At 70.1% G+C, this 25,507-nt stretch carries 15 protein-coding genes; 13 read left to right on the forward strand and 2 right to left on the reverse strand.

The window, feature by feature from the left end; translation table 11 throughout:
• Positions 1 to 91 precede the first annotated feature (91 nt).
• The 11 genes from H6726_24725 (at position 92) to H6726_24775 (ending at position 16,940) form a co-directional block, all read left to right on the forward strand.
• Positions 92 to 1,267: an acyl-CoA dehydrogenase family protein gene (locus tag H6726_24725; GenBank protein MCB9660874.1), complete on the forward strand. Its 1,176-nt coding sequence runs from the start codon at positions 92 to 94 to the stop codon at positions 1,265 to 1,267.
• A gap of 73 nt (positions 1,268 to 1,340) precedes the next feature.
• Positions 1,341 to 4,379: an SDR family NAD(P)-dependent oxidoreductase gene (locus H6726_24730; GenBank protein ID MCB9660875.1), complete on the forward strand. Its 3,039-nt coding sequence runs from the start codon at positions 1,341 to 1,343 to the stop codon at positions 4,377 to 4,379.
• A gap of 13 nt (positions 4,380 to 4,392) precedes the next feature.
• Positions 4,393 to 5,574: a lipid-transfer protein gene (locus H6726_24735; protein ID MCB9660876.1), complete on the forward strand. Its 1,182-nt coding sequence runs from the start codon at positions 4,393 to 4,395 to the stop codon at positions 5,572 to 5,574.
• Positions 5,575 to 5,762: 188 nt separating this feature from the next.
• Positions 5,763 to 6,761, forward strand: coding sequence for a hypothetical protein (locus tag H6726_24740; GenBank protein ID MCB9660877.1), 999 nt, complete (start codon positions 5,763 to 5,765; stop codon positions 6,759 to 6,761).
• Between the two features lie 587 nt (positions 6,762 to 7,348).
• Positions 7,349 to 9,466 carry a 3-oxoacyl-ACP synthase gene (locus tag H6726_24745; protein MCB9660878.1) on the forward strand — a complete coding sequence of 706 codons (2,118 nt, stop codon included), beginning with the start codon at positions 7,349 to 7,351 and terminating at the stop codon, positions 9,464 to 9,466.
• Positions 9,466 to 10,419, forward strand: coding sequence for a hypothetical protein (locus tag H6726_24750; GenBank protein ID MCB9660879.1), 954 nt, complete (start codon positions 9,466 to 9,468; stop codon positions 10,417 to 10,419). Before H6726_24745 ends, H6726_24750 begins: the two co-directional genes overlap by 1 nt.
• Positions 10,416 to 12,851 carry an MMPL family transporter gene (locus H6726_24755; protein ID MCB9660880.1) on the forward strand — a complete coding sequence of 812 codons (2,436 nt, stop codon included), beginning with the start codon at positions 10,416 to 10,418 and terminating at the stop codon, positions 12,849 to 12,851. Before H6726_24750 ends, H6726_24755 begins: the two co-directional genes overlap by 4 nt.
• A gap of 33 nt (positions 12,852 to 12,884) precedes the next feature.
• Positions 12,885 to 13,802 (forward strand): outer membrane lipoprotein-sorting protein, encoded by a 918-nt coding sequence (locus tag H6726_24760; protein ID MCB9660881.1) that lies wholly within the window; start codon positions 12,885 to 12,887, stop codon positions 13,800 to 13,802.
• Between the two features lie 11 nt (positions 13,803 to 13,813).
• Positions 13,814 to 15,490, forward strand: a complete 1,677-nt coding sequence (locus tag H6726_24765; protein MCB9660882.1) for a hypothetical protein — start codon at positions 13,814 to 13,816, stop codon at positions 15,488 to 15,490.
• Between the two features lie 8 nt (positions 15,491 to 15,498).
• A complete protein-coding gene (locus H6726_24770; GenBank protein ID MCB9660883.1) occupies positions 15,499 to 16,500 on the forward strand; it encodes a fatty acid desaturase in 1,002 nt (333 codons plus the stop codon).
• Positions 16,497 to 16,940, forward strand: a complete 444-nt coding sequence (locus H6726_24775; protein ID MCB9660884.1) for a hypothetical protein — start codon at positions 16,497 to 16,499, stop codon at positions 16,938 to 16,940. Before H6726_24770 ends, H6726_24775 begins: the two co-directional genes overlap by 4 nt.
• A gap of 51 nt (positions 16,941 to 16,991) precedes the next feature.
• Here the strand turns inward: H6726_24775 and H6726_24780 are convergent, their stop codons facing one another.
• Both H6726_24780 and H6726_24785 read right to left on the reverse strand, forming a co-directional pair.
• On the reverse strand, positions 16,992 to 17,468 hold the full coding sequence (locus H6726_24780) for a hypothetical protein (GenBank protein ID MCB9660885.1): 477 nt from the start codon (positions 17,466 to 17,468) through the stop codon (positions 16,992 to 16,994).
• A 265-nt stretch (positions 17,469 to 17,733) separates the two neighbouring features.
• Positions 17,734 to 22,590: a DUF4215 domain-containing protein gene (locus H6726_24785; GenBank protein ID MCB9660886.1), complete on the reverse strand. Its 4,857-nt coding sequence runs from the start codon at positions 22,588 to 22,590 to the stop codon at positions 17,734 to 17,736.
• Between the two features lie 156 nt (positions 22,591 to 22,746).
• On the opposite strand from H6726_24785, the gene H6726_24790 reads away from it, so the two are divergent.
• On the forward strand, positions 22,747 to 23,880 hold the full coding sequence (locus H6726_24790; GenBank protein MCB9660887.1) for a hypothetical protein: 1,134 nt from the start codon (positions 22,747 to 22,749) through the stop codon (positions 23,878 to 23,880).
• Between the two features lie 188 nt (positions 23,881 to 24,068).
• On the forward strand, positions 24,069 to 25,385 hold the full coding sequence (locus H6726_24795; protein ID MCB9660888.1) for a hypothetical protein: 1,317 nt from the start codon (positions 24,069 to 24,071) through the stop codon (positions 25,383 to 25,385).
• Positions 25,386 to 25,507: the final 122 nt, after the last annotated feature.

A 25,507-nucleotide genomic window follows, 5' to 3' on the forward strand; every position in this document is an offset into this window, starting at 1 on the left:
AATGGCCTGAATTCAAGCCCGAAGCAAGGGTAACGACCCTGGGCGATTTTACAAGTTGTACGTACGTATTGGAACTGTTAGCGTGCCCGGCATGAGCAGCCTGCACGTCCCAAAGCCCGTCGCGCCGATGATGCCGCGCACCCTCTTCGACGCCGACCACGAGACCTTCCGCGGCACCGCCCGGCGCTTCTTCGAGACCGAGGTGGCCCCCTTCCAGGCCAAGTGGGAGGCGCAGCAGCACATCGACCGCGCGCTGTGGAACCGCGCGGGTGAGCTCGGCCTCCTGTGCTGCACCTTGCCCGCCGAGTACGGCGGTGCGGGCGTGGACCGCCTCTACTCCATGATCCTGATGGAGGAGCAGGCGCGCGTGGGCGACTCGGCCAGTGGCTTCTCGCTGCACTCCGACATCGTCGCGAACTACGTGCTGAACTTCGGTACGCCCACGCAAAAGGAGCACTGGCTGCCGAAGATGGCGAGCGGCGAGGTGGTCACGGCCATCGCCATGACCGAGCCCGGCACCGGGTCCGACCTGCAGGGCATTCAGGCCACGGGCAAGCTCGAGGGAGACGAGTACGTCATCAACGGCGCCAAGATCTTCATCACCAACGGCTTCCTCTGCGACATGGCCATCGTCGCGGTGAAGACCGGCGAGGGCGCGAAGGGCTCGGCCAACGTGTCGCTGATGATCGTCGAGGCGGACCGCGCGGGCTTCACGAAGGGCAAGCCGCTCAACAAGGTGGGCATGAAGGGGCAGGACACCTGCGAGCTCTTCTTCGACAACGTGCGCGTGCCCAAGGCCAACCTGCTGGGCACGGAGGGCATGGGGTTCATCATGCTCATGAAGGAGCTGGCATGGGAGCGCATGATGATCGCCATCATGTGCGCGGCGGGCGCCGAGTTCGCGCTGGCGACCACGGTCGAGTACGTCAAGCAGCGCAAGGCCTTCGGCAAGCCCGTCGCGGCGTTCCAGAACACGCGCTTCAAGCTGGCCGAGATGCGCAGCGAGATCCAGATCGCGCGCGTCTACGTGGACAAGTGCATGGAGCTGGTGCTGGAGCGCAAGCTCAGCCCAGAGGCGGCGTGCGCGGCCAAGTACTGGGTCAGCGACCTGCTCAGCCGCGTGGTGGACGAGTGCGTCCAGCTGCACGGCGGCTACGGCTACATGCTCGAGTACCCCATCGCGAAGGCCTACATCGATACGCGCGCCAACCGCATCTACGGCGGCACCAACGAGATCATGAAGGAGCTCATCTCGCGCAGCATCTAGGCGACCGCCGCGCGCTCCACCTCGCCCTCACCGGACCATCACACAAGGCGCACGCGCCCAGGGAAAGAAGCCAATGAGCAAGCTACGTTTCGATGACCGAGTCGCGATTGTCACAGGCGCGGGCGCAGGCCTCGGCCGCTCCCACGCGCTGCTGCTGGGCAGCCTGGGCGCGAAGGTGGTGGTCAACGACCTGGGCGGCGCGGCCACCGGCGAAGGCAAGTCGTCGTCGGCGGCGGACAAGGTCGTGGACGAGATCCGCACGGCGGGCGGCCAAGCGGTGGCCAACTACGACTCGGTCGTGGACGGCGCGGCCATCGTGAAGACGGCCGTGGACGCGTTCGGGCGCGTGGACATCGTCATCAACAACGCCGGCATCCTGCGCGACGTGAGCTTCGCGAAGATGACCCAGGCGGACTGGGACATCGTGCTGGCCGTGCACCTGACGGGCTCGATGAGCGTCAGCCACGCAGCGTGGCCCATCCTGCGCGAGCAGGGCTACGGGCGCATCGTGATGACCACCTCGGCGGCGGGCATCTACGGCAACTTCGGTCAGGCCAACTACAGCGCCGCCAAGCTGGGCCTGATGGGCCTCGCGAACACGCTGGCGGAAGAGGGGCGCAACAAGAAAGTCCACGTGAACACCATCGCGCCCATCGCTGCGTCGCGCCTGACGGAGACGGTGCTGCCGGCCGAGATCCTGAAGTCCCTCAAGCCCGAAGCGGTGAGCCCGCTGGTGGCGTGGCTGTGCCACGAGGACTGCGAAGAGACCAAGGGCCTGTTCGAGGTGGGCGCGGGGTACGTGGCCAAGCTGCGCTGGGAGCGCACCGCAGGGACGCTGTTCCCCATCTCGCGCGCCTTCACGGTGGACGACGTGGCCGCGCGCTGGTCGAAGATCACCGACTTCGAGGACAGCGAGCACCCCACGACGATCAACGAGTCGATGGCGCCCGTGCTGCGCAACGTCACGCAGCCCAGCCTGGGCGGCAACGAGTTCATCGACCTGGACGTGGCCACCAAGACCACGGTCGAGCTCGAGTCCAGCTACGACGAGAACGACCTGGCGCTGTACGCGCTGGGCGTGGGCGCCGCGCGCGACGCGCTGGACAAGAGCGAGCTCAAGTTCGTGTACGAGCTGGGGAGCGAGTTCCAGGCGCTGCCCACGTTCGGCGTGATGCCGCAGATCAGCGCCATGCTGAAGGCCGCCAAGGAGGGCACGCTGACGCTGCCCGGCATGAGCTTCGGCTTCGACCGGCTGCTGCACGGCGAGCAGTACACCGAGCTGCGCGGCCCCATGCCCAAGAAGGCCAAGCTGAAGCACGTCTTCAAGTTCAAGGAGGCCTTCGACAAGGACCCCAACGCCGTCGTCACGTTCGCCATCTCCTCGCTGGACGAGGACGGCAACGAGGTGGCCTACAACGAGATGACCTCGTTCGTGAAGGGAGCCGGCGGCTGGGGCGGGCAGCGCGGGCCGAGCGCGGACGTCAACGTGCCCCCCGCGCGTGAGCCGGACGCCGTCATCGAGGAGAAGACCGACGCGCAGAACGCGCTCCTGTTCCGCCTCTCGGGCGACTGGAACCCGCTGCACGCGGACCCGGACTTCGCCAAGGCCTTTGGCTACGAGCGCCCCATCCTGCACGGGCTGTGCACCTACGGATACGCCGGGCGCCACGTGATCAAGGCGTTCGCCAAGAACGACGGGCGCTTCATGAAGAGCATCAAGGTGCGCTTCGCGAAGAACGTGTTCCCCGGCGAGACCCTGGTGACGCGCATGTGGAAGGAGAGCGACACGCGCGTGGTGTTCGAGACACGCGTGAAGGAGCGCGACGAGGTGGTCATCAAGAACGCCGCGGTCGAGCTGTTCGCCGAGCTACCCAAGCCCGTGGCGAAGGCAGCGCCAGCCGCGGCCACGTCGGCGGCCTCGGGCGCCGGCGCACCTGCAGTCGAACAAGGCGTCACCCTGGCGGACATCTTCGCGGGGGTCGCCACGTACGTGGGGCAGAACCCGCAGCTGGCGAACCAGACCAAGACGTCGTTCCAGTTCCACTTCCACGCGCCGGACCAGAGCTACTTCATCGACCTGAAGAACGCGCCGGGCGCGGCGGGCGCGGGTGTGCTGGACGCACCCGACGTCACGCTCGAGATCGACACGGAGCACGGCGAGAAGCTCTTCGGCGGAGACCTGGCGGCCGTCCAGAAGCTGTACTTCGGCGGCACGCTGAAGATCAGCGGCAACGTGATGGCGTCCAACAAGCTCGCGGCGCTGCAGGCCATGGATCAGAAGCTGGTGGAGGAGGCCCGCGCGCGTCGCGTGGCCGCTGGTGGTGGCGCGAGCGCCGCTTCGGGCGCGGTGTCCACGGGCAGCGCTGGTGGGGCGGGCGGGGAGTCGCAGGAGGTGACCGTGGGTGACCTCTTCAGCGCGGTGGCGGCCGAGATCGCGCAGAAGCCCGAGCTGGTGGACAAGGCCAAGACGGGCTTCCAGTTCCACTTCGAGAACCCGACGTGCAGCTTCTTCATCGACCTGAAGAGCGCGCCGGGCGGCGCGGGGCCCGGCGAGCTGAGCGGTCCCGACGTGACCATCGCGCTCGACACCAAGTACCTCCCCACCCTCTTCGGGGGCGACATGGCCGCGGTGCAGAAGCTCTTCTTCGGCGGTCAGCTGAAGATCAGCGGCAACGTGATGGCGTCCAACAAGCTGTCGGTGCTGCAAGGCATGGACAAGCAGCGCGTGGAGGACGCCCGCAAGGCTCGGCTGGCGGGTGGCGGGGCGACGGCACCGGCCGCGACCAGCGCCAAGGCCGCAGCCCGCAAGGCCGAAGCGGCCGACGCCATCGCGGCCCTCGGCGCGCGGCTCACGACGCAGCCGGCGCGCACCGGCGTGGTGCAGCTACGCGTGAAGGACCCCGACGGTGCGTGGTCCATCGACCTCGGCGCCAACCCGCCGAGCGTGTCCGAGGGGAGCCGCGACGACGCGGCCGCGACCATCACCGTGGGCGACGCGCAGCTGGGCGCGCTGGTCCGTGGCGAAGCCAACATGCAGGAGCTCTTCCAGAAGGGCGCCCTCACCATCGACGGGGACCTCATGCTCGCGCGGCAGCTCGAGCAGGCCAAGTAACGGGAGCAAGCACATGAAGCGTCGCATCAACGTAATCGGTGTCGGGATGACGAAGTTCGCCAAGCCCGGCGCGAGCCCCGACTACCACGAGATGGCCAAGGAGGCGGGTGCGCTCGCCCTCGCGGATGCCGGCATCGCCTACACGGAGGTGGAGCAAGCCTACTGCGGCTACGTCTTCGGGGACTCCACCTGCGGGCAGCGCGCGGTCTACGAGCTGGGGCTCACCGGCGTCCCCGTCGTCAACGTCAACAACAACTGCTCCACGGGCTCGAGCGCGCTCTACCTCGCGCGTCAGGCCATCGAGGGCGGCCTGGCCGAGTGTGTGCTGGCGCTGGGCTTCGAGAAGATGGAGCGCGGCGCGCTGGGCAACAAGTTCAACGACCGCGAGAACCCGCTCGGGCTGCACGCCGAGGTCATGGTCAGCATGCAGGGCGTCACACAGGCCCCGCCGGCTGCGCAGATGTTCGGCGGCGCGGGGCGCGAGTACCGCTTCCAGCATGGCACCAAGCGCGAGACGTTCGGGCAGATCGCCGTAAAGGCGCGCCAGCACGCCAGCCGCAACCCCTACGCGCTGTTCAACAACACGCTCACGCTCGAAGAGGTCATGGCCTCGCCCGACGTGTTCGACCCGCTCACGCGCTACCAATGCTGCCCACCCACCTGCGGCGCGGGCGCGGCCATCCTGTGCTCGGACGAGTTCGCCGCCAAGCACGGCATCACCAACGCCGTGTACATCGCGGCCCAGGCCATGACCACCGACTACGCCAGCAGCTTCGAGGAGCGCTCGATGGTCAAGATGGTGGGCTACGACATGACCAAGACGGCGGCGCAGAAGGTCTACGAAGCGGCAGGGGTCGGCCCGGAGGACGTGGACGTGGTCGAGCTGCACGACTGCTTCACGGCCAACGAGCTGCTCACGTACGAGGGGCTCGGTCTGTGCCCCGAGGGCGGCGCGGAGCAGTTCATCTGGGACGCGGACAACACCTACGGGGGCAAGGTGGTGACGAACCCCTCGGGGGGCCTCTTGTCCAAGGGGCACCCCCTGGGCGCCACGGGGCTCGCGCAGTGCACCGAGCTGGTGTGGCAGCTGCGTGGCCAGGCGGAGCAGCGCCAGGTGGAGGGTGCGCGTGTGGCGCTCCAGCACAACCTGGGGCTGGGTGGCGCGTGCGTGGTGACCATGTACCGCCGCGACTGACACGACGTGTCCGCTCGAGGAGGCGCCCGTGGATGTCGATTCAGCGACACAGGCGTTTCCAACGCGAAAAATCCGTACCGAACCTCCCACGAGGTCCCCGCCCGAGGGGCGCTCCGGGGGCGCTCGCGTGCTAAGCGACGCACATGTCCGCGCGCTCCATCAGCCTTCGTTCGCTCCGCTCGCAAAAGTTGCCGGAGCTCATCGCCCGCCTGCTCGAGTCTCCACTGCCTGCGCGCGTCCAGCGCATCGGCGACCAGACGCTGAAGCGCGTGAGCCAGCGATACCCAGCGGTGGCGCGCTTGGTGAGCCGGGGCGAGAAGTCCCTGCGCGAAGGCACAGCCGCCGCGCTGCTGGAGCGCTTCGGGCTCTCATGGCCGGGAGCGGCCAACACTGCTGAGGGGCCGCGGACGAACCCGGCCACTGCAGCTGCGGCGGCGTCCGGGCCCGTGCGGAACGATGTCACGCCGGATGTGCACACGCCGCCCGCACTGGACGAGTCAGCGGGAGCTCGAGCGTCGGGGACCGCAACTGTGGAGTCCGCGAGCACCGCCCAGGAGGAGCCACCGGCCAAGCGCGGTGAGCAGGCCGCGGCGAGCCTTCTGGCGCTCCGCAAAGGCCTCGCCGCGATCTCGTGGAGCGCACGCGCCGAGGCGATCCAACGCTTCGGCGAAGACGCTGGCGCGCCAGCCGTCCCTGCCCTGGTGGCCGCGTTGAGCGATGGCAGCGCCGAGGTGGCCGCATCCGCCGCGGACTGCCTGGGCGCGCTCGGCGAGGTCGCCGAAGGTGCCCTGAAGGGCGACATCGAGCAGTCCCTGCGGTTCGTCTTGGCCGACCCGGAGGGCTACTGGAGCCCAGTCACGCGCGCAGCCTCGGTCGCCGCGCTGATCCGCTGCATGGCGAGCGGCGGGGTCGACGACGACGAGACCCTGGGCCCCGTCGACGACGCGCTGCGTGACATCGACGCCGAGGTCAGCCTGGCGACCATCGCGGCCCTCGCGCTGCTGCCGCGTCGCATCTCGACGCCGCGTCTGCTCAAGCTGCTCCGCGACGACAGCGGCTTCTTCATCCGCCCCGTACGTCTCGCTGCGGCGCGCGTGCTGGCGAGCGTCGGCCTCGACGATGCCGAGCGCGAAGCATTGCTCAGCCGCGAGCACGACTCAGACGTCCGCACGGCCCTCTCGGCCTGACGCGGAGCCTGGCCTCCGCAGACGCGCCCGCAGCCCCCTGGACATGTGCGGCGCCGACGCCGTGGCATCACGCTCCGCCCTCCGCACGACGGCTGTGCCCTTCGAGCTGACTGGCGCTCCCATGGCGAGCCTTGGTGGCGGCAGGACCGTTGTCGATAGGCGTGGCCGCAGCGGTGGGTGGGCGCTCGTTCACAGGCGCGGTGTCGCTCGGACGGGACTTCGCGAGCAGCCCTGTTGCGTCGTACTCCAAGCTCGAGCGCGTCTGCTTCTGCGATCTCCCGTGTGATGTAAATCACCAATGACGCGATGCGTCAGAAAATCACCGAGCAGGTCATCGCCGGCAACCCCTTGTCTTTCATAGACATTTCACCGCACGTTCGATCATTCTCGGAACACACGTTCCGAATATTCGCGGATCCCCCGCTTGTCCACGACGCGGTGTGAGTCCAGGTATGCGTGTGTACGACGCGGCGCGTCATTTTGGCGCCCACGTCCCCGCTACCACCCGCAGCTCCGGCCCCGTGCCGGTCCGGCCGGAGTCCACCTGGCCGACGAAGGCACGGCTGCGTCCACTCCTCGACTCCACCATGACAGCACCTGCCTATATCACCGCCGTCGGCGCCTACCTCCCCGGTGCGCCAGTCGACAACGACACGATGGAAGAGCGCCTGGGCCTCGTGGCTGGCGCGCCCAGCCGCTACCGCAAGCGCATCCTGCGCAACAACGGCATCGCGTCGCGACACTACGCCATCGACCCCGAGGGCCGCCAGACGCACCTCAACGAGGAGCTGGCCGCGCACGCCGTGCGCGATGCCCTCCGAGACCGCAGCTACGCGCTCGAGCGCGTGGGCATGCTCAGCCTCGGCACCACGATCCCGGACGTGCTCATGCCCGGCTTCGCGTCGATGGTGCACGGTCGTCTCGGCGGCGCCCCGCTCGAGACGCTGTCGTCCTCCGGCGTGTGCGCCTCGAGCCTGGCCGCGCTGCGGCACGCGGTGAACGCCGTGCGCCTCGGCGAGCACGCCGTGGCCGTCGCGGGCGGCAGCGAGCTCCCCTCGCCTGTGTTGCGTGGGGACCGCTTCGCCGAAGAGAGCCAGCTGGCGCCCGAGCGTGAAGACCCCGCGGGCTCCTACCAGTACTTCAACGCCGACTTCCTGCGCTGGATGCTCTCCGACGGTGCGGGCGCGGTGGTGGTGGAGGGCAAGCCGCGCCCGGACGGCCTGTCGCTGCGCGTCGACTGGCTGACGCTGCGCTCGTTCGCGAACGAGTACGCGACGTGCATGTACATGGGACAGAACGACCCGTCGAACCCTCGCGTCGGCAGCACCTGGCTGAGCCAGAAGACGGCGACCGCGGCGGACCGCGAGGGCATGTTCTTGATCCGCCAGGACACCAAGCTGCTGGAGCAAGGCATCCTCGACATCGTCCCGCGCGAGTTCAAGCGCCTGGCCCTCGAGGGCCGCATCGACCCCGCGCACATCGACTGGTTCATGCCGCACGTCAGCTCCTACTTCATGGTGGAGAAGCTGCGCGGCTGGCTGAAGGACAGCGGCCTGAACCCCGAGTCCGTGTGGACGAACCTGCGCACGAAGGGCAACACGGGCTCCGCCAGCATCTTCATCATGCTGGAGGAGGCGGTCCGCTCCGGGATGCTGAAGCGCGGTCAGCGCATCCTGATCATGGTGCCCGAGTCGGGTCGCATGACCGCCTGCTACGGCCACCTGACGGTGGTCGGCCCGGAGGACCTCGACGCCGACGGCAACGAAGCCTCGCTCGCGTCGGCGCGGACCACGGGCAGCGTGACGACCGCGGCCGCCGCGTGGCGTCCCCCGAGCACACCCATCGCCGCCCACGCCCAACCGCTGCCTGGCGCTTCCACGCAGTCCGTCCTCGCAACGCCCGCTCCCAAGTCACCCACAGCCCCGGAACCGAAGATGACCACCGTCGCCCCATACGCCTCTCGCCTCCCCCGCACCGAGCTCGACCTGCAGAACGCGCTCGAGCGCTCGCCGCTCGGTCTGTCCTTCGCCAACCATCCGGGCGAGGTGCAGCGCTACCTCGCGACCGAGCTCGCCTTCGTGTGGCAGCAGTTCTGCGAGCGCCTCGCCCAGGTGCCCGTCGTGCGTGCGATCGAGAGCGGCGAGGTCACCGTCGAAGACTACCGGCAGCTGCTGCTCAACCTGCGCCAGCAGGTCATCGAGGGCGGTCGCTGGATCGCGCACATCGCGGCCTCCATGGGCCAGGAGCTGTTCCTGGTGCGCTCGACCATGATCCGCCACGCGGCGGAGGAGCACCGCGACTACCAGATGCTGGAGCGCAACTACGTCGCGGCCGGCGGCAAGCTCGAAGAGATCGTCAGCGCGCCAAAGAACGTGGGCTCCGAGGCCTTCTCCGCCTACATGTTCCACAACGCGCTGCAGCCCAACCCACTCAACATGTTCGGCGCGATGTTCATCATCGAGGGGCTGGGCCAGGCCAAGGCCGGTCGCTGGGCCGAGCAGATCAAGGAGCACACCGGGCTCGGCGACGACGCGGTGAGCTTCCTCGCCTACCACGGCGAGAACGACGACGACCACTACGAGAAGCTGCGCACCATCCTGAGCGCGCCGTTCATCACGGGGCCCGTCGCCGAGCGCATCGTCAAGACGGCCCGCACCGTCGGGCGCCTCTACTGCCTGCAGCTCGAAGAGCTCGGGAACGTCTGATGCCGAGTGGCGGCGCATCCTACCCGGGGCTGTCCCTGCCCGCGACCGACCTCGCACCCGTCGCGCGCAAGGCGCAGCCTCGTGACCGGGACAACCCGGGGCTCTTTCATGCCCTCTCCGTCGACCCCACCCTGCCGATGGACCCGGCGAGCGTGGCGTCTCAAGTGCGTGATGCCCAGCGCTGGACGCGCCGCTACCTCTTCCCCACGGTGAAGGTCCTGGTGCTGGTCGCGCTGCGGCTGGTGCTGATCGTCAAGCGCGTGCTGCCCGTGCAGCTGTCGTCACAGCGCCTGCTCAGCTGGGGCAGCGTCTTCTTCGGGCGCTGGTTCGCGTCGCCCGAGGCGGCCGAGTTCATCCTGCGCCACTTCGTGATCGAGACGCAGATCGTGAACTTCATCGCGCGCAACGCGGGTCGCGGTGACGTCGCGGAGGTGGACCTGCTGCCCACGCGCCCCGAGCACCTCGGGCACTGGGACGGCATGAACGCGACCATCCGCCACGACGTGAACGTCTTCAACTTGGTCATCGACTTGGGCGAGTCCGAGGTGGCGGACGTGCACGCGCGCGTCCCGCTCGCGCAGCTGGACTTCGGCATGCTCGCCATGCCTCCCATCGACACGCTGCCCGACGCGCGCCGCCTGCTGTCGCTGGACACGTACACGACGCTCTACGTCTCGTGCTTCTGGATCGCCTTCTGCGCCGACGAGCCCGTGCTGGAGCGGGCCATCAACAGCTTCCAGTTCGACGAGTCCCTGCTCACCACGCTCGCCAACCTGACGGGCGACGACACCTTCCGCAGCTGGACGCCGGTGAAGTTCCCCACCTGGCTCGGAAGCCCCACCTTCGACCCCGCGCGGGACCTGCACTGGCACATGCTCGTGCACGAGTACGCGTATCACCAGCTCCTCCGTCACCGAGCCGCGCAGGCGGCCCTGTCCGAGTCCCAGCCATGATCAAGCGCTTCACTCAGTTCGTCACCCTGCGCCCGCGGGCCACCTTGCTGCTCGTCGTGGGCAGCATGCTGCTCGCCGGCTTCCTCGCGCGGAACGTGCGCGTGGACAACAACTTCGCGCAGCTCTTCGCCACCGACGGCGCGGCCAGCGACTTCCGAGAGACGTACCGGCAGCAGTTCGGCGCCGACGACGGAGTGCTCGTGGCGGTGCTCGAGTCCGAGCAGGCGATGGACGCGCGGCTGGTGCCCGTGGTCGAGCGCATCGGCCAGGCGCTCTTGGCGGACGAGAACGTCACCCGCGTGTACTCCGTCACCGAGACCTCGGTGCAGTGGCGCGACGCCGACGACGCGCTCGTGATCGCGCCCGCCTTCGGCGAGGGCTCGCCCTTCGAGGGCACGTTCGAAGAGCGCCTGCGCACCGTCGACCGCAGCCTGCTCGGCGGGAACCGCCTGGTGAGCTCCGACGGGCGCGTGTTCCTCGTCGCCGCCGAGCTGCGGCCCGAGATCGACACGTACGAGACCCTCGTCGGACCGGCGGAGGAGTTCCAGGCGCTGGTGCAACGCGAGCTGGACGCGGCCGACCTGCCCGTCTCGGTGTCGTGGGCGGGCATCCCCTTCACGCGCCTCGGGGCCATCTCCACCATGCAGGGAGACCTACTCTTCCTGGCGCCGCTGTGCACCGCCGTCCTGGCCGTGTTGTTGCTGGTCTTCCTGCGGCGCTTCCTGGGGATGCTGGTGTCGCTGCTGTGCATCACCGTGAGCACGGTGCTGACCGCCGGCGTGATCGGCCTGGCTGGCGACGACCTGAACCAGATCACGTTCATCTACCCGATCCTCCTCATGGTCGTGGTGGTCGCGAACGCCGTGCACTTCCTGCAGCGCTACCGCGTGGAGCGCGAGGGCGGGCTCGCACAGGCTGAGGCCGTGCACGAGACCACGCTGCACGTCACGCGCGCCTCGTTCCTCACCAGCCTCACCACCGCCATCGGGTTCGCGAGCCTGTACGCGGCCGAGATGCACGTGCTGCGCGGCTTCGGTCTCTACCTGGCGGCTGGCGTCATGATGAGCTTCGTCGTCGTGTCGAGCGTGCTCCCTGCGTGCCTGAGCCTGCTCGGTGACCGCATGGTGCGCGTGGTGGAGAACGACGCGAGCGCCCCGGGGACGGCTCCGATGGGTGCGGCGGGCCGCGCGCTGGAGCGCTTCCTGCGCGTGATCACCCGTCGGCCCGTGGCCATCGCGACCAGCGTCCTCGGGTCGCTGCTGCTCGTGGGCCTCCTCGCCGCGGCGTCTGGCATCGTCTACGACTACCGCATCTCGGACAACGTCTACGCGGATCACCCCATCTCGGTGGGCAACCGCATGCTCGACGAGCACATGGCCGGCATCGTCCCCGTGGAGGTGTCGCTGCTGGGCGCCCCCGGGCAGATGGACGACCCTGCCATCTTGCGACGCGTCGACGCCCTCGGGCGCTACATCGAGTCGCACTACGAGGTCGCGCGCCCCATCTCGCTCGCTTCCGTCGTGCGGCAGCTCTCGACCGAGCTGGGCGGCGAGGACGAGGTGGCCGACGACGAGACCACCGTGTCGCAGCTGCTGTTCATGGCCGAGGCGAGCCCAGACCGCATCGTGGACCAGCTGGTGAACGCCGACCGGAGCCACACGCGCCTGCGCAGCTCCACACGCGACGGCGGCGCCCGCTACATCGTCGCCATGCAGACCGCCGTGGAAGCTGAAGCGGCGCGCCTGTTCGAAGGGACGGGCGTGCAGATCCGCATGACCGGGGAAGCGCCGGTCGCATACCAGGGCATGAACCGCCTCAGCCAAGAGCTGGTGCAGTCGGTGGCCGTGGCGCTGTTCTTCGTGGTCCTGGCCATCGGCGTGGTGTTCCGCAGCGGTCGGGTCGCGCTCGCGTCCATCCTGCCCAACGCGCTGCCCGTCGCCGTCACGCTGGCGCTGTACTCGCTCAGCGGCGCGGTCATCGATCCCCTCCCAGGCATCGCGTTCTGCATCGGCATCGGCATGTCGGTGGACGACACGGTGCACCTCTTGGCGGGCTACCGCACGCTGCGCGCGCGCGGGCTCTTGGCGCAGGAGGCGGTGGTCCAGGCGGTGCTCGAGCTGCGCTCTGCGCTCGTCAGCTCGAGCGTGGTGCTGGCGTGCGGCTTCTTCATCTTGATGCTCTCCGACTTCAACATGAACCAGATGATGGGCTTGCTGGGAGGTACGCTGATCGCGCTGGCGCTGCTCTGCGACCTGGTGTTCACGCCCGCGCTCCTGGCGGTCATGCCGCTGCCGGTCCCGCTCGACGCCGACGCGCAGTTCGCGAGCCACGACCCGACAGACGTGTCCGTGGCTACGCCGGCCGACGGCGAGCCCGCGGACGACGCGCTCCCCCCGTCCGACTCCTTTCCGCTTGGCGCGACGCGCGCCTGAACCCCTGGCCCCCGTCCTCGACTGAAGCGAATCATGCATCCCACCCACACGCCCCCGAGCCCGCGCCCCGTGTCCCCTGCCGCGCGACGCACCTCGCGCCACGCGCATGCCACGGTGCTGCGGCCCTCACGTCGCACGCCGTTCGTCGGCGCCCTCGCCTTCTGCGGTCTCTTGATCGCGCTGACGCCAGCGGTCGCCCAGCTCCCAGCCGACACTACGGACCCTCAGCGCATCCTGCGCGCCGCTCGGGACCGCGACAGTGGGCAGCGCGTCTCGGCGCAGATGCGGATGACCATCCGTGAGGCGGGCGCGGCCGAGCGCGTGCGGACGATGCGGACATGGGCGCTGCGCTTCGAAGGCGGCGTGCGCACCCTCGCGGTGTTCGAGTCGCCGGCCGACATTCGTGAGATGGGCCTGCTGACGGTGGACCACTTCGACGCCACCCGCGACGACGAGCAGTGGCTCTACATGCCAGCCATGCGCCGCACGACGCGCATCTCCACGGCCTCGCGGTCCGGCGCGTTCGCGGGCTCCGACTTCAGCTTCGCGGACTTCACCCTGCCTGACCCGGAACGCTACGACGCGCGCCTCGTGCGAAGTGGCGAGCAGGTGGGCGACGAGCGAACGTGGCACATCGAGCTCACGCCGCGCGAGGCGCGCACGCAGCGCGAAACGGGCTACACCCGCATGGAGCTGTGGATCGGACAGCGCAGCCTCTTGGCGCTGCGGACGAAGGCCTACACGTCCCGCAGCGGCGTGGTGAAGTACGTGCAGGTCGCGGGGGTCCGCCAGGTGAGCGGTGTGTGGATGCCGCAGCAGGTGGTCGCGCGCACGCTGCGTGGTGAGACACTGCTGTCCGAGACCGTGCTGGAGCAGGTCAGCGTCAACGTGGGCGACAGCTCGGTGAACGAGAGACTGTTCACGCCCGCGCGCCTCGAGCGGGGCCTCTGAGGAGCACGTCCGTGAGGGTCCTTCGACTCCGCGCCGGCCACGGGCCCGTCACGCGCGCCGCGGCGGCCCTCGTGTGCGTGACGGTCGCGCAGCTGGGCGGGCTGTCTGGCGTAGCGCGGGCACAGGGCTCGGCCGCGGCGGACGCCGTCGGCTTCGGTCCGGTGACGGCCCCGAGCGCCACGGACGCGACCCCATCGGGTCGAGGTGGGTCGGGTGACGCGGGCGACGCCGAGGTGGGCGACGCCGACGTGAGCGGCACCGACGGGGCGGACGTCGTGGGGTTCGGCGACGCCGTGGGCTTTGGTGCCGTCGACGCGCACGGCGAGGTCACCGCGACAGGCGGAGACGACGCCGAGGGTGTCGGATCGAACAGGCACGCGCTCTCCCTGCGCGGCACGCTGGCGACGGAGCTGGCGCTGCGTCCCCCCCCCGCGGGCCGTGGGGTGCTCGCGAAGGCGCGCGCCTGGACGACGCTCACGCTGCGCTATCGGCGCGGGCTGTTCCGTGCGCAGGTTGGGGGACACGCAGCCTATGACCTCGCGTACCTGGACAACGAGCCCGCGGTAGACCGCGACGCCTACGAGCGGCTCGTGCGCATCGACGAGAGCTACCTCGCGCTGAGCGGCGCCCACGCGGAGCTGGCCACGGGCGCGCTGGTGCACGCCATGGGCACCGCCGACCTCCTGGGCGTGGTCGACGTGGTCGCCCCTCGGGACCTGCGCGAGCCGGGCCTGACGGACCCCGCCGCGACGCGACTACCGACGTTCTCCTCGCGACTCAGCTTGTTCTTCGGTCCACACCGCCTCGAGGTGGGCGTCCTTCACGAGGCGCACTACGGCCTCCGGCCTGCTCCGTTGGGCGAGTTCAGCCCCGTGCGCGACCTGCTGCTGAACGCCCCTGGCGTGGCCGGCACCGAGCTCCACGTCCTGCTCGCCACGCGCGACCTCCGCTACCAGGACGACGTGCGCGGCGTGAGCCGGCGCGCCCAGCAGCCGTTCGCCCGCGCGCGCTTCGAGCTCGGCCCCGTCAGCGCCGAGGTGATCTACGCGCGGCTGCGCGACCGCCTGGGCCTCCTGCGCTTCCCCGAGATGGAAGCGCTCGCGAACCCCCGCGTGGACCTGCCGCTCGCGCACCCTTTCTACGACCAGCTCGGCGTGGCGGCGCAGGGCGCGGTGGGTGCGTGGGTGCTGTCCTTCGAGGCGCTGGCCGAGGTCGGCAAGCCCATCGCGGTCGCGGACCCGAGCGTCCCCGCCCCGGTCGTGCTCGCCGAGCGGCGTGACCTGTTCGGCGCCGTGCTCGGGCTGCGCTACGAAGGCCTCCCGGGGGTGGTGCTGAGCGCCGAGCACCGGCGGGCTACCTACGCCCCGAACGACCGCGCCGAGAGCAACGGCGACGCACTGCGCCCGCTCTTGCCTTTCACGCTCTCCGCCACGGCCCTGCGCTACCAGCACCGGCTCGCGCGCGACCGCGTCGAGCTGGAGCTCGCGCTGGTGGTGTTCGGCGACCGCGGCGAGGGCGGCCTCTTGGGGCGCGCCTTCGTGAGCTATCGCCCCACCGACGCGCTGCGCCTGCGCCTCGGGTACCTCCTGTACCACGAGGGCCGCGAGCCCGGCCCGCTGCGCGGCTTCGGACACAGCGACCGCGTGCAATTCGACCTGCGGTGGGACTTCGCCGCGCAGCGCTCTTGAGGACCACCATGACACCCCGCGACCCACGCCCCTCCCTCCGCGGCCCGCTCCTCGTGTTCGGGCTCTACCTCGTTGCCACTTTCCTCGCGCTCAGGTGGTTGCACGCGGCGCCGGGCTTCTCGAGCGCAGCGGGCTTCGGCGTCGCGCGCGGCTGGTTCGCGCTGCTGGCGCTGGTGCAGTACCTCGGCATCGGTGTCGGCGTGGGGCTCGTCTACCACCGCGTCCTGGTACACCGCGCCGCCAAGATGCACCCTGCCCTGGCCTACCCACTGGTCGCGTTCGTGCTGCCGGCCGGCACCCCGGTGCAGTGGGTCGGAAACCACCGCCACCATCACGCCGCGACCGACACCGACGCAGACGCACACTCGCCCGTGCGGCACGGCTTCTGGGTGGCGCACGCAGGCTGGTACATCGGCCGAACCGAGCCGTGGCTGTGCGCGCTCTACAGTCTCGGGGGCCCGCTGCGCATGGTGTTCGACGCGTTCTGGCGGCCACGCTCCAACCAAGAACACGTGCGCTTCGCCCGCGACATCGCGCGCGTCCCGTTCTACGCCGCGGTGAGCCGACCGACCCCATACGCTGTGCTGGTGCTCGGTCACGTCTTCCTCAGCTGGCTGGTCGCCTACGCCTGCTTCGGCGTGTGGGCCCTGCCGCTGCTCTACCTGCAGCAGCTCACGTACTTCGTGCTCGGCGACGCTGTGAACTCGCTGCTGCACCTGGTCGGTCGACAGACCTGGAAGAGTGGGGACTCCAGCCGCGACAACCCGGTGCTGGCGCTCCTGACGTTCGGCGAGGGGTGGCACAACGGGCACCACGCGTTCCCGAGCTCCGTGCGGTCGGGGCTGCTGCCCGGACAGATCGACGTGCTCTACCTGATCGCGCGAGGGCTGGAGCGCGTGGGGCTGATGAGCGAGCTCGTGGTCCCCAGTCGCGAGGAGCTGCTCGCCCGGCTGGACGACCACACCCAGCGCGCGCGCCTCGGGTGGGCACCCGAGGAGGCCGCCGCGTGACGCCCGCGCTCGACGTCCTCGACGTGCTCGCCGCCCGGCTCGGCCCCTCGGACCGGCGCCACGAAGACGCAGGCGCGGTGCTCGAGCTGTGGCTCCCTGGCGAGGGACTCGCCATCAGCCGCCTGCACGGACGCATGAGCGCCACGCTCGCGGACGCGCTCGCAGCTGGCGTCGACGTGGCCATCGCGCAGCGCCCGGGTGAGGCCCGCGCGTACCACGACTGGACCGCTGCCACAGGCTACGCCATGGGCGCGCAGCTGCGACTCACACGGTGGTCGGTGGAGGTCCGCAACCAGATGGCGCAGGTCATGGTCGCCGCCACCGCCCCGAGCGTCGTCCTCGCCGTTCGCGCCGCGCGCAAGGCCACCGGGAAGGACCTCGAGGTGGTCGAGTCGCAGGCCCCGTGGATCGCGCGCGTCAGCGCGGTGCTGGCCGCATAGCCACTGGCTCAGCGCCGCAGCCGCCCAGCCGGAGCCCGAAGGACACGGAGCTCACAGCTCGCCAGGCTCCTCGTAGTCGGAGCGGTCATGACCGAGCCACCACGGCGCAGGCATGGGCATCGTCGTGCCCTCGGCCTCGAACAGACTCGCGATCCACGCGAGCGCGTCCTCCTGTTTCGCAAACGCCTTGATGGGCCAGCGCGGCCGGCGCACCCAGAACACGGCGGTGGCTGCGTGGCGCAACACGGCACGCGGCAGGATCAGGGCCTGGCAGATGGTGGCCGCCTCCATCGGTTCGCCGAGGGTCTGGTACGCCTGGGTGAGCCGGCTCCGGTTCCGCGCGTTGCTCTTCTTCAGCAAGCTCAGGTCCGAGATGACCGCGATGCGTAGGTTCGGCTCCGTGCGCCGCCGCTCGAGGCAGTACTGCTCGAAGCGCGTGAACCCGGCGTCGATCTCTTCGTACGTGTAGGACGCCGGGAAGAGCTGGACCAACAGCGGTTCGTAGGTGGTGTCCAGCCACGGGATCATCAGCCGATGATACACCCATCAGCGCCCACGAGAGGCCCAACTCGCACCCGTCGTCCCACCCGCACCCGCACTCGTTCTCGTTCTCGTTCTCGTTCTCGTTCTCGTGGTCGTGCGCGTGCGCGTGCGCGTCATCGTGAGTGTGCACGTCCTCGTCCGCGTCCTCGTGAGTGTGCACGTCCTCGCGACAGCACGCGTCCCCGCCCTCCCACCCAGAGAGATCACCGCCACTGCGTCGGCACACAGCAGCGGCGACTCCCCATCGCCCTCAGCGGCGCCGACGCCGGCCGAGCAGCACCAACCCGAGGCCGACCCACAGCCAGGCACCGCTGCCGCTCCCGGGCCGCGTCGCGCACAGCGCGCCGCCCGAGACACCGCCCGTGCCGAACGTGCTCGTGCCCTGGTCGGGGTCCAGGTAGTCGGGCGTTCCGTCGCCATCGCCGTCCACCGTCTCGTCGCCCTCTTGCAGCGTGGGGATCAAGTCCCCGTCGTCGTCCACGTCCTGGAAGTCGGGCTCGCCGTCCGTGTCCGTGTCCTGCACCGGCGCGCGGGTGCCGCCGAGGCTCGGGTCGAACGCGTCGTCCAGTCCGTCGCCGTTGCTGTCCGCGCCGCTCGGCACGGTGTCCGGCCGTCCGTCGTGGTTCGCGTCGTGACCCTCGGTCGCGTCGGGGCGTCCGTCGCCATCCGCGTCCAGGTCGAGCGCGTCGGGGGTCTGGTCGTCGTCCGTGTCGCGCTGCGTCACCGTCGAGCTGAACACGTTCGCGTCGTTCGGCGCGGTGTCCGCTGCGTCGCGTAGGCCGTCGCCGTCGCTGTCGGCGCCGTCCACGCGGCCGTCTCCGTCGGTGTCCAGCGTCGGATCGCTCGACTCCGCGATGTCCGTGATTCCGTCGCCGTCGCTGTCCAGGTCCAGGAACGACGGGATGCCGTCCCCATCCGGGTCGAGGTCGTCGCGCACGCCGTCCATGTTCGCGTCGGTGTAGCCGGGCAGGCTCGGGTCCAGGTGATCGCGGATGCCGTTCCCGTTGCTGTCCGCCGAGTAGTCCACGCCGCCGCCCTCGTCCACGTCGGGGATGCCGTCGTTGTCGTCGTCCGGATCCTCGCGGTCCGGGCTGCCGTCGCCGTCGGCGTCCGTCGGGTCGCAGCTGTGGGCCACCACGTCGCACACCTCGTCGCCGTCGCACAGGCTGTCGTTGGTCGCAGTGCACTCGACGCACACGCCAGCCGTCGTGTCGCACGCCAGCACGCCGCAGTCCGCGTCCTGCGTGCAGGGTCGGGGGTCGGGGTCCAGGTAGTCGGGCGTCCCATCCATGTCGCTGTCCACGGCGTCGTCCGTGTCCGGGTCCATGTCCGGGTTGGGCTCCTCGTCGATGGTGTCGATGCCGTCCTCGTCGTCGTCCACGTCCTGGAAGTCCGGCTTCGTGTCCATGTCGGTGTCCTGCACCGGCGCGCGCACGCCACCCTGATCGGGGTCGAACGCGTCGTCCAGGCCGTCACCGTCGGCGTCCACGCCCAGCGGGTCGCGATCCGCGACGCCGTCCATGTTCGCGTCGTGACCTTCCGTCGCGTCGAGCACCCCGTCGCCGTCGGCGTCTTCGTCGTAGGCGTCCGGGCGCAGGTCGCGGTCCGTGTCGAGGCCGCTCACCAGGGAGCCGCTCACGCCAGGGTCGCTCGGGGCGGAGTCCGCCTCGTCGCGCACACCGTCCATGTCGCTGTCCGCTCCGTCGACTCGTCCATCGCCGTCCACGTCCAGCTCGGGCGCGCTCGACTCGCCCAGGTCGGTGATGCCGTCCGCGTCGCTGTCCAGGTCGAGGCTGTTCGGGACGCCGTCGCCGTCCGGGTCGATGTCGTCCCGCACATCGTTCGCGTCTGCGTCCACGTAGCCGGGGAGGCTCGGGTCGATGTAGTCGGGGATGCCGTTGCCGTTGCTGTCGCCGGAGTAGTCCACCCCGCCGTTCTCGTCGACGTCGAGCACGCCGTCGTCGTCGTCGTCCGGATCCTCGCTGTCCGGCACGCCGTCGCCGTCGCTGTCACGCGGGGTGAGCGTGCACGTGCTGCTGATCGTGTCGCACACCTCGAACGAGGAACACTGCGTGACGTTCGTCGCGGTGCACTCCACGCACGTCTCGGTCAGCAGGTTGCAGCCCGGGGTCGCCCCCGAGCAGTCGCTGTCGCTCTGACACTCGACGCAGGTGTTGGTGGTCATGTTGCACAGGCCACCCGGGCACTCGCTGTCCTGCTCGCACTGCACGCACACCGGCACGGCGCCGCTGACGTCACACGCGGGTGCCGCCGCACCGCAGCCCAGGTCCTGCATGCCCATCGTGTCGTCGATGCAGGCGACACACTGCTGCCCGCCGCCCATGGCCGTCACACACATCGGGGTCGCGGCCCCGCAGCCACTGTCCTGACCGACGCCGGGCTCGGTGTCGGTGCAGGTCCCGCACAGGTTCGTGCTGGTGTTGCAGACCTCGCCGCCGCTGCAGTCGGTGTCCGCCGTGCACTCGACGCACATGCTCCCGGCGCCCGTGCCCACGCACGCGGGCACACCCGCGCTGCAGCCATTGTCCGTCCCGGTCATGACGCTGTCCTCACAGCTCACGCACACCGGCGCGCCGCTCGACGCGTCGCAGACGGGCGCGGCCGAGGCGCAGCCCGTGTCCTGCATGCCCGTGGTGTCGTCCACGCAGGCCACACAGGTCGCGCCCGCGGTGCCCGCGCCCTCACAGATGGGCGTGGTGTTCCCACAGCCGCTGTCCTGCCCCGCGCCCGTCGCCGTGTCCAAGCACACGACGCACGCGTTGCTGCCCGTGTCGCACACAGCCCCGCCGGCGCAGTCGTTCGTGCTCTCGCACTCGACGCACATGCTGCCCACGCCGCTGCCCACACACGCCGGGCTGCCCGCGCTGCAGCCGTTGTCGGTGCCGGTCACGACGGTGTCCTCGCAGCTCACGCACGTGCCCCCGCCGACCGACGGGTCACACGCTGGCGCCGACGCGCTGCAGCCCGTGTCCAACATGCCCGAGGTGTCGTCCACGCACGCGACGCACGCCGCGCTGCCGGTCCCGGCGCCCAGGCAGATGGGCGTGGCCACGCCGCAGCCGCTGTCCTGCCCCGCACCGGGCGCGGTGTCCGTGCACGTCCCGCACAGGTTCGTGCTGGTGTTGCAGACCTCGCCGCCGCTGCAGTCCGTGTCGGTCGCACACTCGAGGCACATCCTGCCCACGCCGCTGCCCACACACGCGGGTGCCGCGGCGCTGCAGCCGTTGTCGGTGCCGCTCATCGTGGTGTCTTCACAGACCACGCACACGCCCGCCCCGACCGACGGGTCGCACACGGGGACCGCTCCGCTGCAGCCCGTGTCCTGCATGCCCACGGTGTCGTCCACGCACGCCACACACGAGGCCCCGGCCGTCCCGGCGCCCTGGCAGATGGGCGTCGCCGCGCCGCAGCCGCTGTCTTGGCCCGCGCCCGCCGCCGTGTCCAAGCAGGCCACGCACGTGTTGCTGCCCGTGTCGCACACCTCGCCGCCGCCGCAGTCGCCCGTGCCCTCGCACTCGACGCACATGCTGCCGACGCCGCTGCCCGAGCAAGCCGGAGTGGCCGCGCTGCAGCCGTTGTCCGTGCCGCTCATGGCGCTGTCCTCGCAGGTCACGCACGTCCCGGCGCCGAGCGACGGGTCACACACCGGCGCGGCCCCGTTGCAGCCCGTGTCCTGCATGCCCGACGTGTCGTCCACGCAAGCGACGCAGGTCGCCCCCGCCGTGCCCGCGCCCTGGCAGATGGGCGTCGCCGCGCCGCAGCCGCTGTCCTGCCCCGCGCCCGCCGCCGTGTCCAAGCAGAGCACACACGTGTTGCTGCCGGTGTCGCACACCTCGCCACCGCTGCACTCGCTCGTGCTCGCGCACTCCACGCACATGCGCATCGCGCCGCTGCCGACACACGCTGGCGTGGCCACACCGCAGCCCGTGTCCTGCATCCCGGACGTGTCGTCCACGCACGCGGTGCACACAGCGGACGACGTGCCCGCGCCATCACAGATGGGCGCCGCGCCCGGACAGCCGTTGTCCTGCCCCGCCCCCATGGCGGTGTCCAAGCACAGCACGCAGGTGTTGGTCACGGTGTCGCAGACCGTCCCGCCGCCACAGTCGCCGTCCCCCATGCACTCGACACAGGTCACGCCGTCGCCCACGAAGCCCATGTTGCAGGTGCAGGTGAAGCTCCCGGGCGTGTTCATGCAGGTGGCGTTCGCGTCGCAGTTGTCGGCGCCGGTCATGCACTCGTCGATGTCGTCGCAGCTCACGTTGGGCGTCGGGCACGTGTAGCCCGGCTCGACGTCGCAGCTGGCCGTGCAGCCGTCGCCGCTCATGGTGTTTCCATCGTCGCAGGTCTCACCGGAGTCCAGCGTCCCGCTGCCGCACGACGGAAGGCAGGTCTGGCCCGCGTTCGCGTGCGAGAGGTTCACGCTGGTGGGTCCGCCCGCGTCGTTGTCGATCTGGTAGAGCACGCTGTTCTGCCCGGCCCCCAGCGTGAAGGGCATCAGCGCCACCATGGCCGGGTCCGGGGTGAGCTCGATGACCACGGTGTCGTTCAGGCCCGGCGTGCCGTAGAAGCGCAGCCCCGTCGCGGAGACGACGACCACCAGGCGCGGCAGCCCGTTGGTGTTGGGCAGCCAGGACTGCACGAGGTCGCCCTCGAGGAACGCCGGGTTGCCTGGCGCCGCGTGCACCGTGCTGGTGTCCGCCACGAGCACCCCGTTGACTGTCAGGTCCAAGCCGTCGTCGATGCTGTCCATGAAGATGGCGAGCGGCCCGGGACCGTCGAAGAACACGGTCCGATTGCGAAGCGTCGTGGATACCCCCGTCAGGTCCGTGTCGCCCGCGTCGAACATGCCCGACATGTTCACGTCCAGGTACGGCGTGGTGCTGGTGAAGCACGCGTAGCCAGCCTCGAGGTCGCAGGACGCGTCACACCCGTCGCCCGACATCATGTTGCCGTCGTCGCAGGTCTCCATCCCCGACACCACCGTGTCGCCGCACTGGGCGTGGACGCCAGCTGGCGCGAGGGTGTGGAGCAGGCCGAGCGAGATGGCGATGGCCCAAGAAGACAGGCGGGGGAGATATGGCATGGACGAACCTCATAGGGCCCCTCCAGACACAGTTTCGGTGTATATTCGCAAAGACACCACCCGTCAACCAATAACTGTCCCCAACTTGCACGACGCGACATCACCGTCTGGGGTCGTCGACGCGCACGTACAGGACGTGCGACCCTGGATGACATCATGACTCGTGTCGCGCTCACGCCCCTCCCTCTGGGACTCAGCGTCCTCCTCGCGGCCTGCAGCCACGGCGGATCGCCGGGAGGTGACGCTGGAACGGGTAGCGTGGACATAGGCCAGCCCACCACCATCGAAGGCGGGTGGGAGTGCGCCCCCGGCTACCGCTGCGCGCGCGGCGAAGATCCAGACGTGGTGTGGGTCATGCGTGAGGCCGGCAACGTCAACGGCCCCTCCTGCACCGCGGTCTGCCGCGACGCGCTGGGGTCCAACTGCGCCTACAACACCTGCGACGAGGGGCGCACAGTCGAGTTCCCGGACCAACAGGCCTTTGCCCCCGTGGCCGAGTCACTCGGCTTCGCGTGTCGTCCGGGGGGCTGCTGGGACAGCGTCGCGCCCGGCGAGGGGATGTACCTGGTGTCCATCGCGACCGACGAAGACGGCACGCGGTCGTGCTACTTCCCCGACGAAACTCAGGTCAGCTGCAACGTCGACCCGGGCAACGCGAACTGCTTCGGGGAGCGCTACGCCAGCGTGTGTCCATGCGTGGTGCAACCCCTCGACCAAGCGTGCACGTGGGAGTGCGGGCCCTACAACACCACCCGCGCCGTGTGGAAGACCGAGGGCACCAGCTGCCTGGCGCGCATCAACTACTGGCGCAGGCGCGCCTGTGAAGAGGGCTGGGTGGAGTGCCCGCCCGCTGGCCTGCCGCCCATGGTCGAGTGCACCGCCTGCCACGAGTGCGCCAACTCCGAGGCCGACCACGACCAGGAGCACGGCGCCCACGACTCGTTCCAGCGCTGCGGAGAGAACGCCCAGGGCGAAGGCGGCGGACAGACATGCGCCGACGTGATCGACGCGTTCGTGTCGGAGCGCGCCATCGCGGAAGACGGCGTGATGCGCTGCCAGGGGCACTGCGGGCCCATCCTGCGTCACGGTTGCCAGAGCTTCAGCTGGGGCCGCGACCTCGACACGGGCTTCCACACGCTGAACTGGGGCGGCTGCAACGCGGAGCGCTGCGAGGCGTACTGCGACGAGAACCCCGGCAGCTGCTACACGCACGACACCTCCACGCCAGCCGGCTGCGACGACCCCGACGTGGGCGCCGCCGCGAACCCGGACATCCTCGTCTGCGAGTGAGCCCGTCGTGACCCGCTGAAGGTGCCCACGAGCGGCCTCGTTAGGCAGTCCGCCCCAGCGGGCTCCCGGTCGGTGATGGTCCGAACGGTCAATCAATGGCCGTCGTGGGTCAATGTAGTCCAAGGAACACCTCTGTAGGTTCGCGCCACACCACACGACGCGTCTGCGTACGCGGTCAGGAGCGAACCATGACCTTTCGAAGCCTCCTCGCGCCTCTCGGCACCTTCGCGCTGCTGCTCGGCGGCTGCCCGCTGCTCGAGTCGGCGAGCTGCCTGAACCCCGACGATGGCGGCGGCAGCACGACCCCCTCGCCCTACCAGGAGGTGTACGACGCAGGCCTCACCCAGTACGTCGGGACCCGCGCCGTGCAGCCCGCGCAGGTGGACAACGCGTGGCTCTACGCGGGCGTCGAGGTCAACCGCTACAGCACGGACCCCGCCGTCGGCGGTCCGCTGTGCATGCGCGGGGACGAGTTCTTCGTGGAGACCCGCGAGGGGGACTCCGACGCGCTGGTCATCTACCTGCAGGCGGGCGGCGTGTGCACCACCGAGGTGTGCGCCGCGACCGTCTCGCCAGCGCTGAACCTGCGGCTGCTCACCACGGGCGACCTGATCGGCCTCGGCGGCATCCTCGACAAGTCGGACCGTCGCAACCCGCTGGCGGACTGGGACCTGGTGCACGTGCCCTACTGCGACGGGTCCATCTTCATGGGCGACGTCGACCGCGTGCTTAGCGACGGGGACGACCGCAACGGCCCACGCGACATGGCGTACCAGCGCGGCCTGCTGAACCTGACCGCAGCGCTCGAGGCCGCCAAGGCGCGCTTCCCCAACCCCAGCCGCGTCGTGGTGGCTGGCTCGAGCGGCGGCTCCTACGGCAGCGTGGCGGCCATCGCGCTGGCGCGTCACTACTACCCAGGCACGGACCTGCTGGCGGTGGTGGACTCGGGCGCGCCCGTGCTGACGGACCGCGACCCCGGCTTCGTGGACCGCATCCTGCGGGAGGTGAACGCGCGCCAGTACATCCCTGCGTCATGTCCGGGCTGCATCGACGACGGCCACGTGACCGGGGTGGTGCACTGGGCCCTCGAGCGCGACCCACGCCTCACCGTGGCCTACATGGGGCACAGCCGCGACTTCGTCATCGGCGAGTTCTTCATGGGCGGCACCGCAGACCAGCACCAAGCCGCCGTGCTGCGTGAGACCGGCGAGCTCGTCGACGCGTGGCCTGGCCGCGCCTACCGCTTCATCACCGCGGGCACGGAGCACACGTACCTGCTTGACGTGGACTACGCCCCCGCTTGGCTGCAAGAGCCCGTGCTCTACGTGTTCGGCCCGCTCATCTTCACCGGCCCGGACGTCACCTCGAGCGACATCTCGCGCTTCATCCTGGGGGGGATGCGCGAGTCGGGCCCGAACGACGCAGGCGCGACGATGAACGGCTACGAGTGGCTGGACCTGCTGGTGAACGATCCAGACCACGCGACCAACGTCGTCGACTTCTGACCCCGTGCCGCGAGGCGCTCGACGGGGACCCACGACGGACGGAGGCCCCGCCGAACGCACCCGCCGTTCGGCGAGAACGACTCCGGAGCCATCGAACGCCTCGTCACGACACGGAGCGCGCC

Source organism: Sandaracinaceae bacterium (genome assembly GCA_020633055.1).
Taxonomy (GTDB): Bacteria; Myxococcota_A; Polyangia; order Polyangiales; family Houyiibacteriaceae; genus JADJJE01.

Coding starts and splice junctions, on each gene's coding strand:
- H6726_24770 (MCB9660883.1), top strand. CDS start 15,499: ATGACACCCCGCGACCCACGCCCCTCCCTCCGCGGCCCGCTCCTCGTG.
- H6726_24795 (MCB9660888.1), top strand. CDS start 24,069: ATGACCTTTCGAAGCCTCCTCGCGCCTCTCGGCACCTTCGCGCTGCTG.
- H6726_24785 (MCB9660886.1), bottom strand. CDS start 22,590: ATGCCATATCTCCCCCGCCTGTCTTCTTGGGCCATCGCCATCTCGCTC.
- H6726_24735 (MCB9660876.1), top strand. CDS start 4,393: ATGAAGCGTCGCATCAACGTAATCGGTGTCGGGATGACGAAGTTCGCC.
- H6726_24725 (MCB9660874.1), top strand. CDS start 92: ATGAGCAGCCTGCACGTCCCAAAGCCCGTCGCGCCGATGATGCCGCGC.
- H6726_24750 (MCB9660879.1), top strand. CDS start 9,466: ATGCCGAGTGGCGGCGCATCCTACCCGGGGCTGTCCCTGCCCGCGACC.
- H6726_24745 (MCB9660878.1), top strand. CDS start 7,349: ATGACAGCACCTGCCTATATCACCGCCGTCGGCGCCTACCTCCCCGGT.
- H6726_24730 (MCB9660875.1), top strand. CDS start 1,341: ATGAGCAAGCTACGTTTCGATGACCGAGTCGCGATTGTCACAGGCGCG.
- H6726_24790 (MCB9660887.1), top strand. CDS start 22,747: ATGACTCGTGTCGCGCTCACGCCCCTCCCTCTGGGACTCAGCGTCCTC.
- H6726_24780 (MCB9660885.1), bottom strand. CDS start 17,468: ATGATCCCGTGGCTGGACACCACCTACGAACCGCTGTTGGTCCAGCTC.
- H6726_24755 (MCB9660880.1), top strand. CDS start 10,416: ATGATCAAGCGCTTCACTCAGTTCGTCACCCTGCGCCCGCGGGCCACC.
- H6726_24760 (MCB9660881.1), top strand. CDS start 12,885: ATGCATCCCACCCACACGCCCCCGAGCCCGCGCCCCGTGTCCCCTGCC.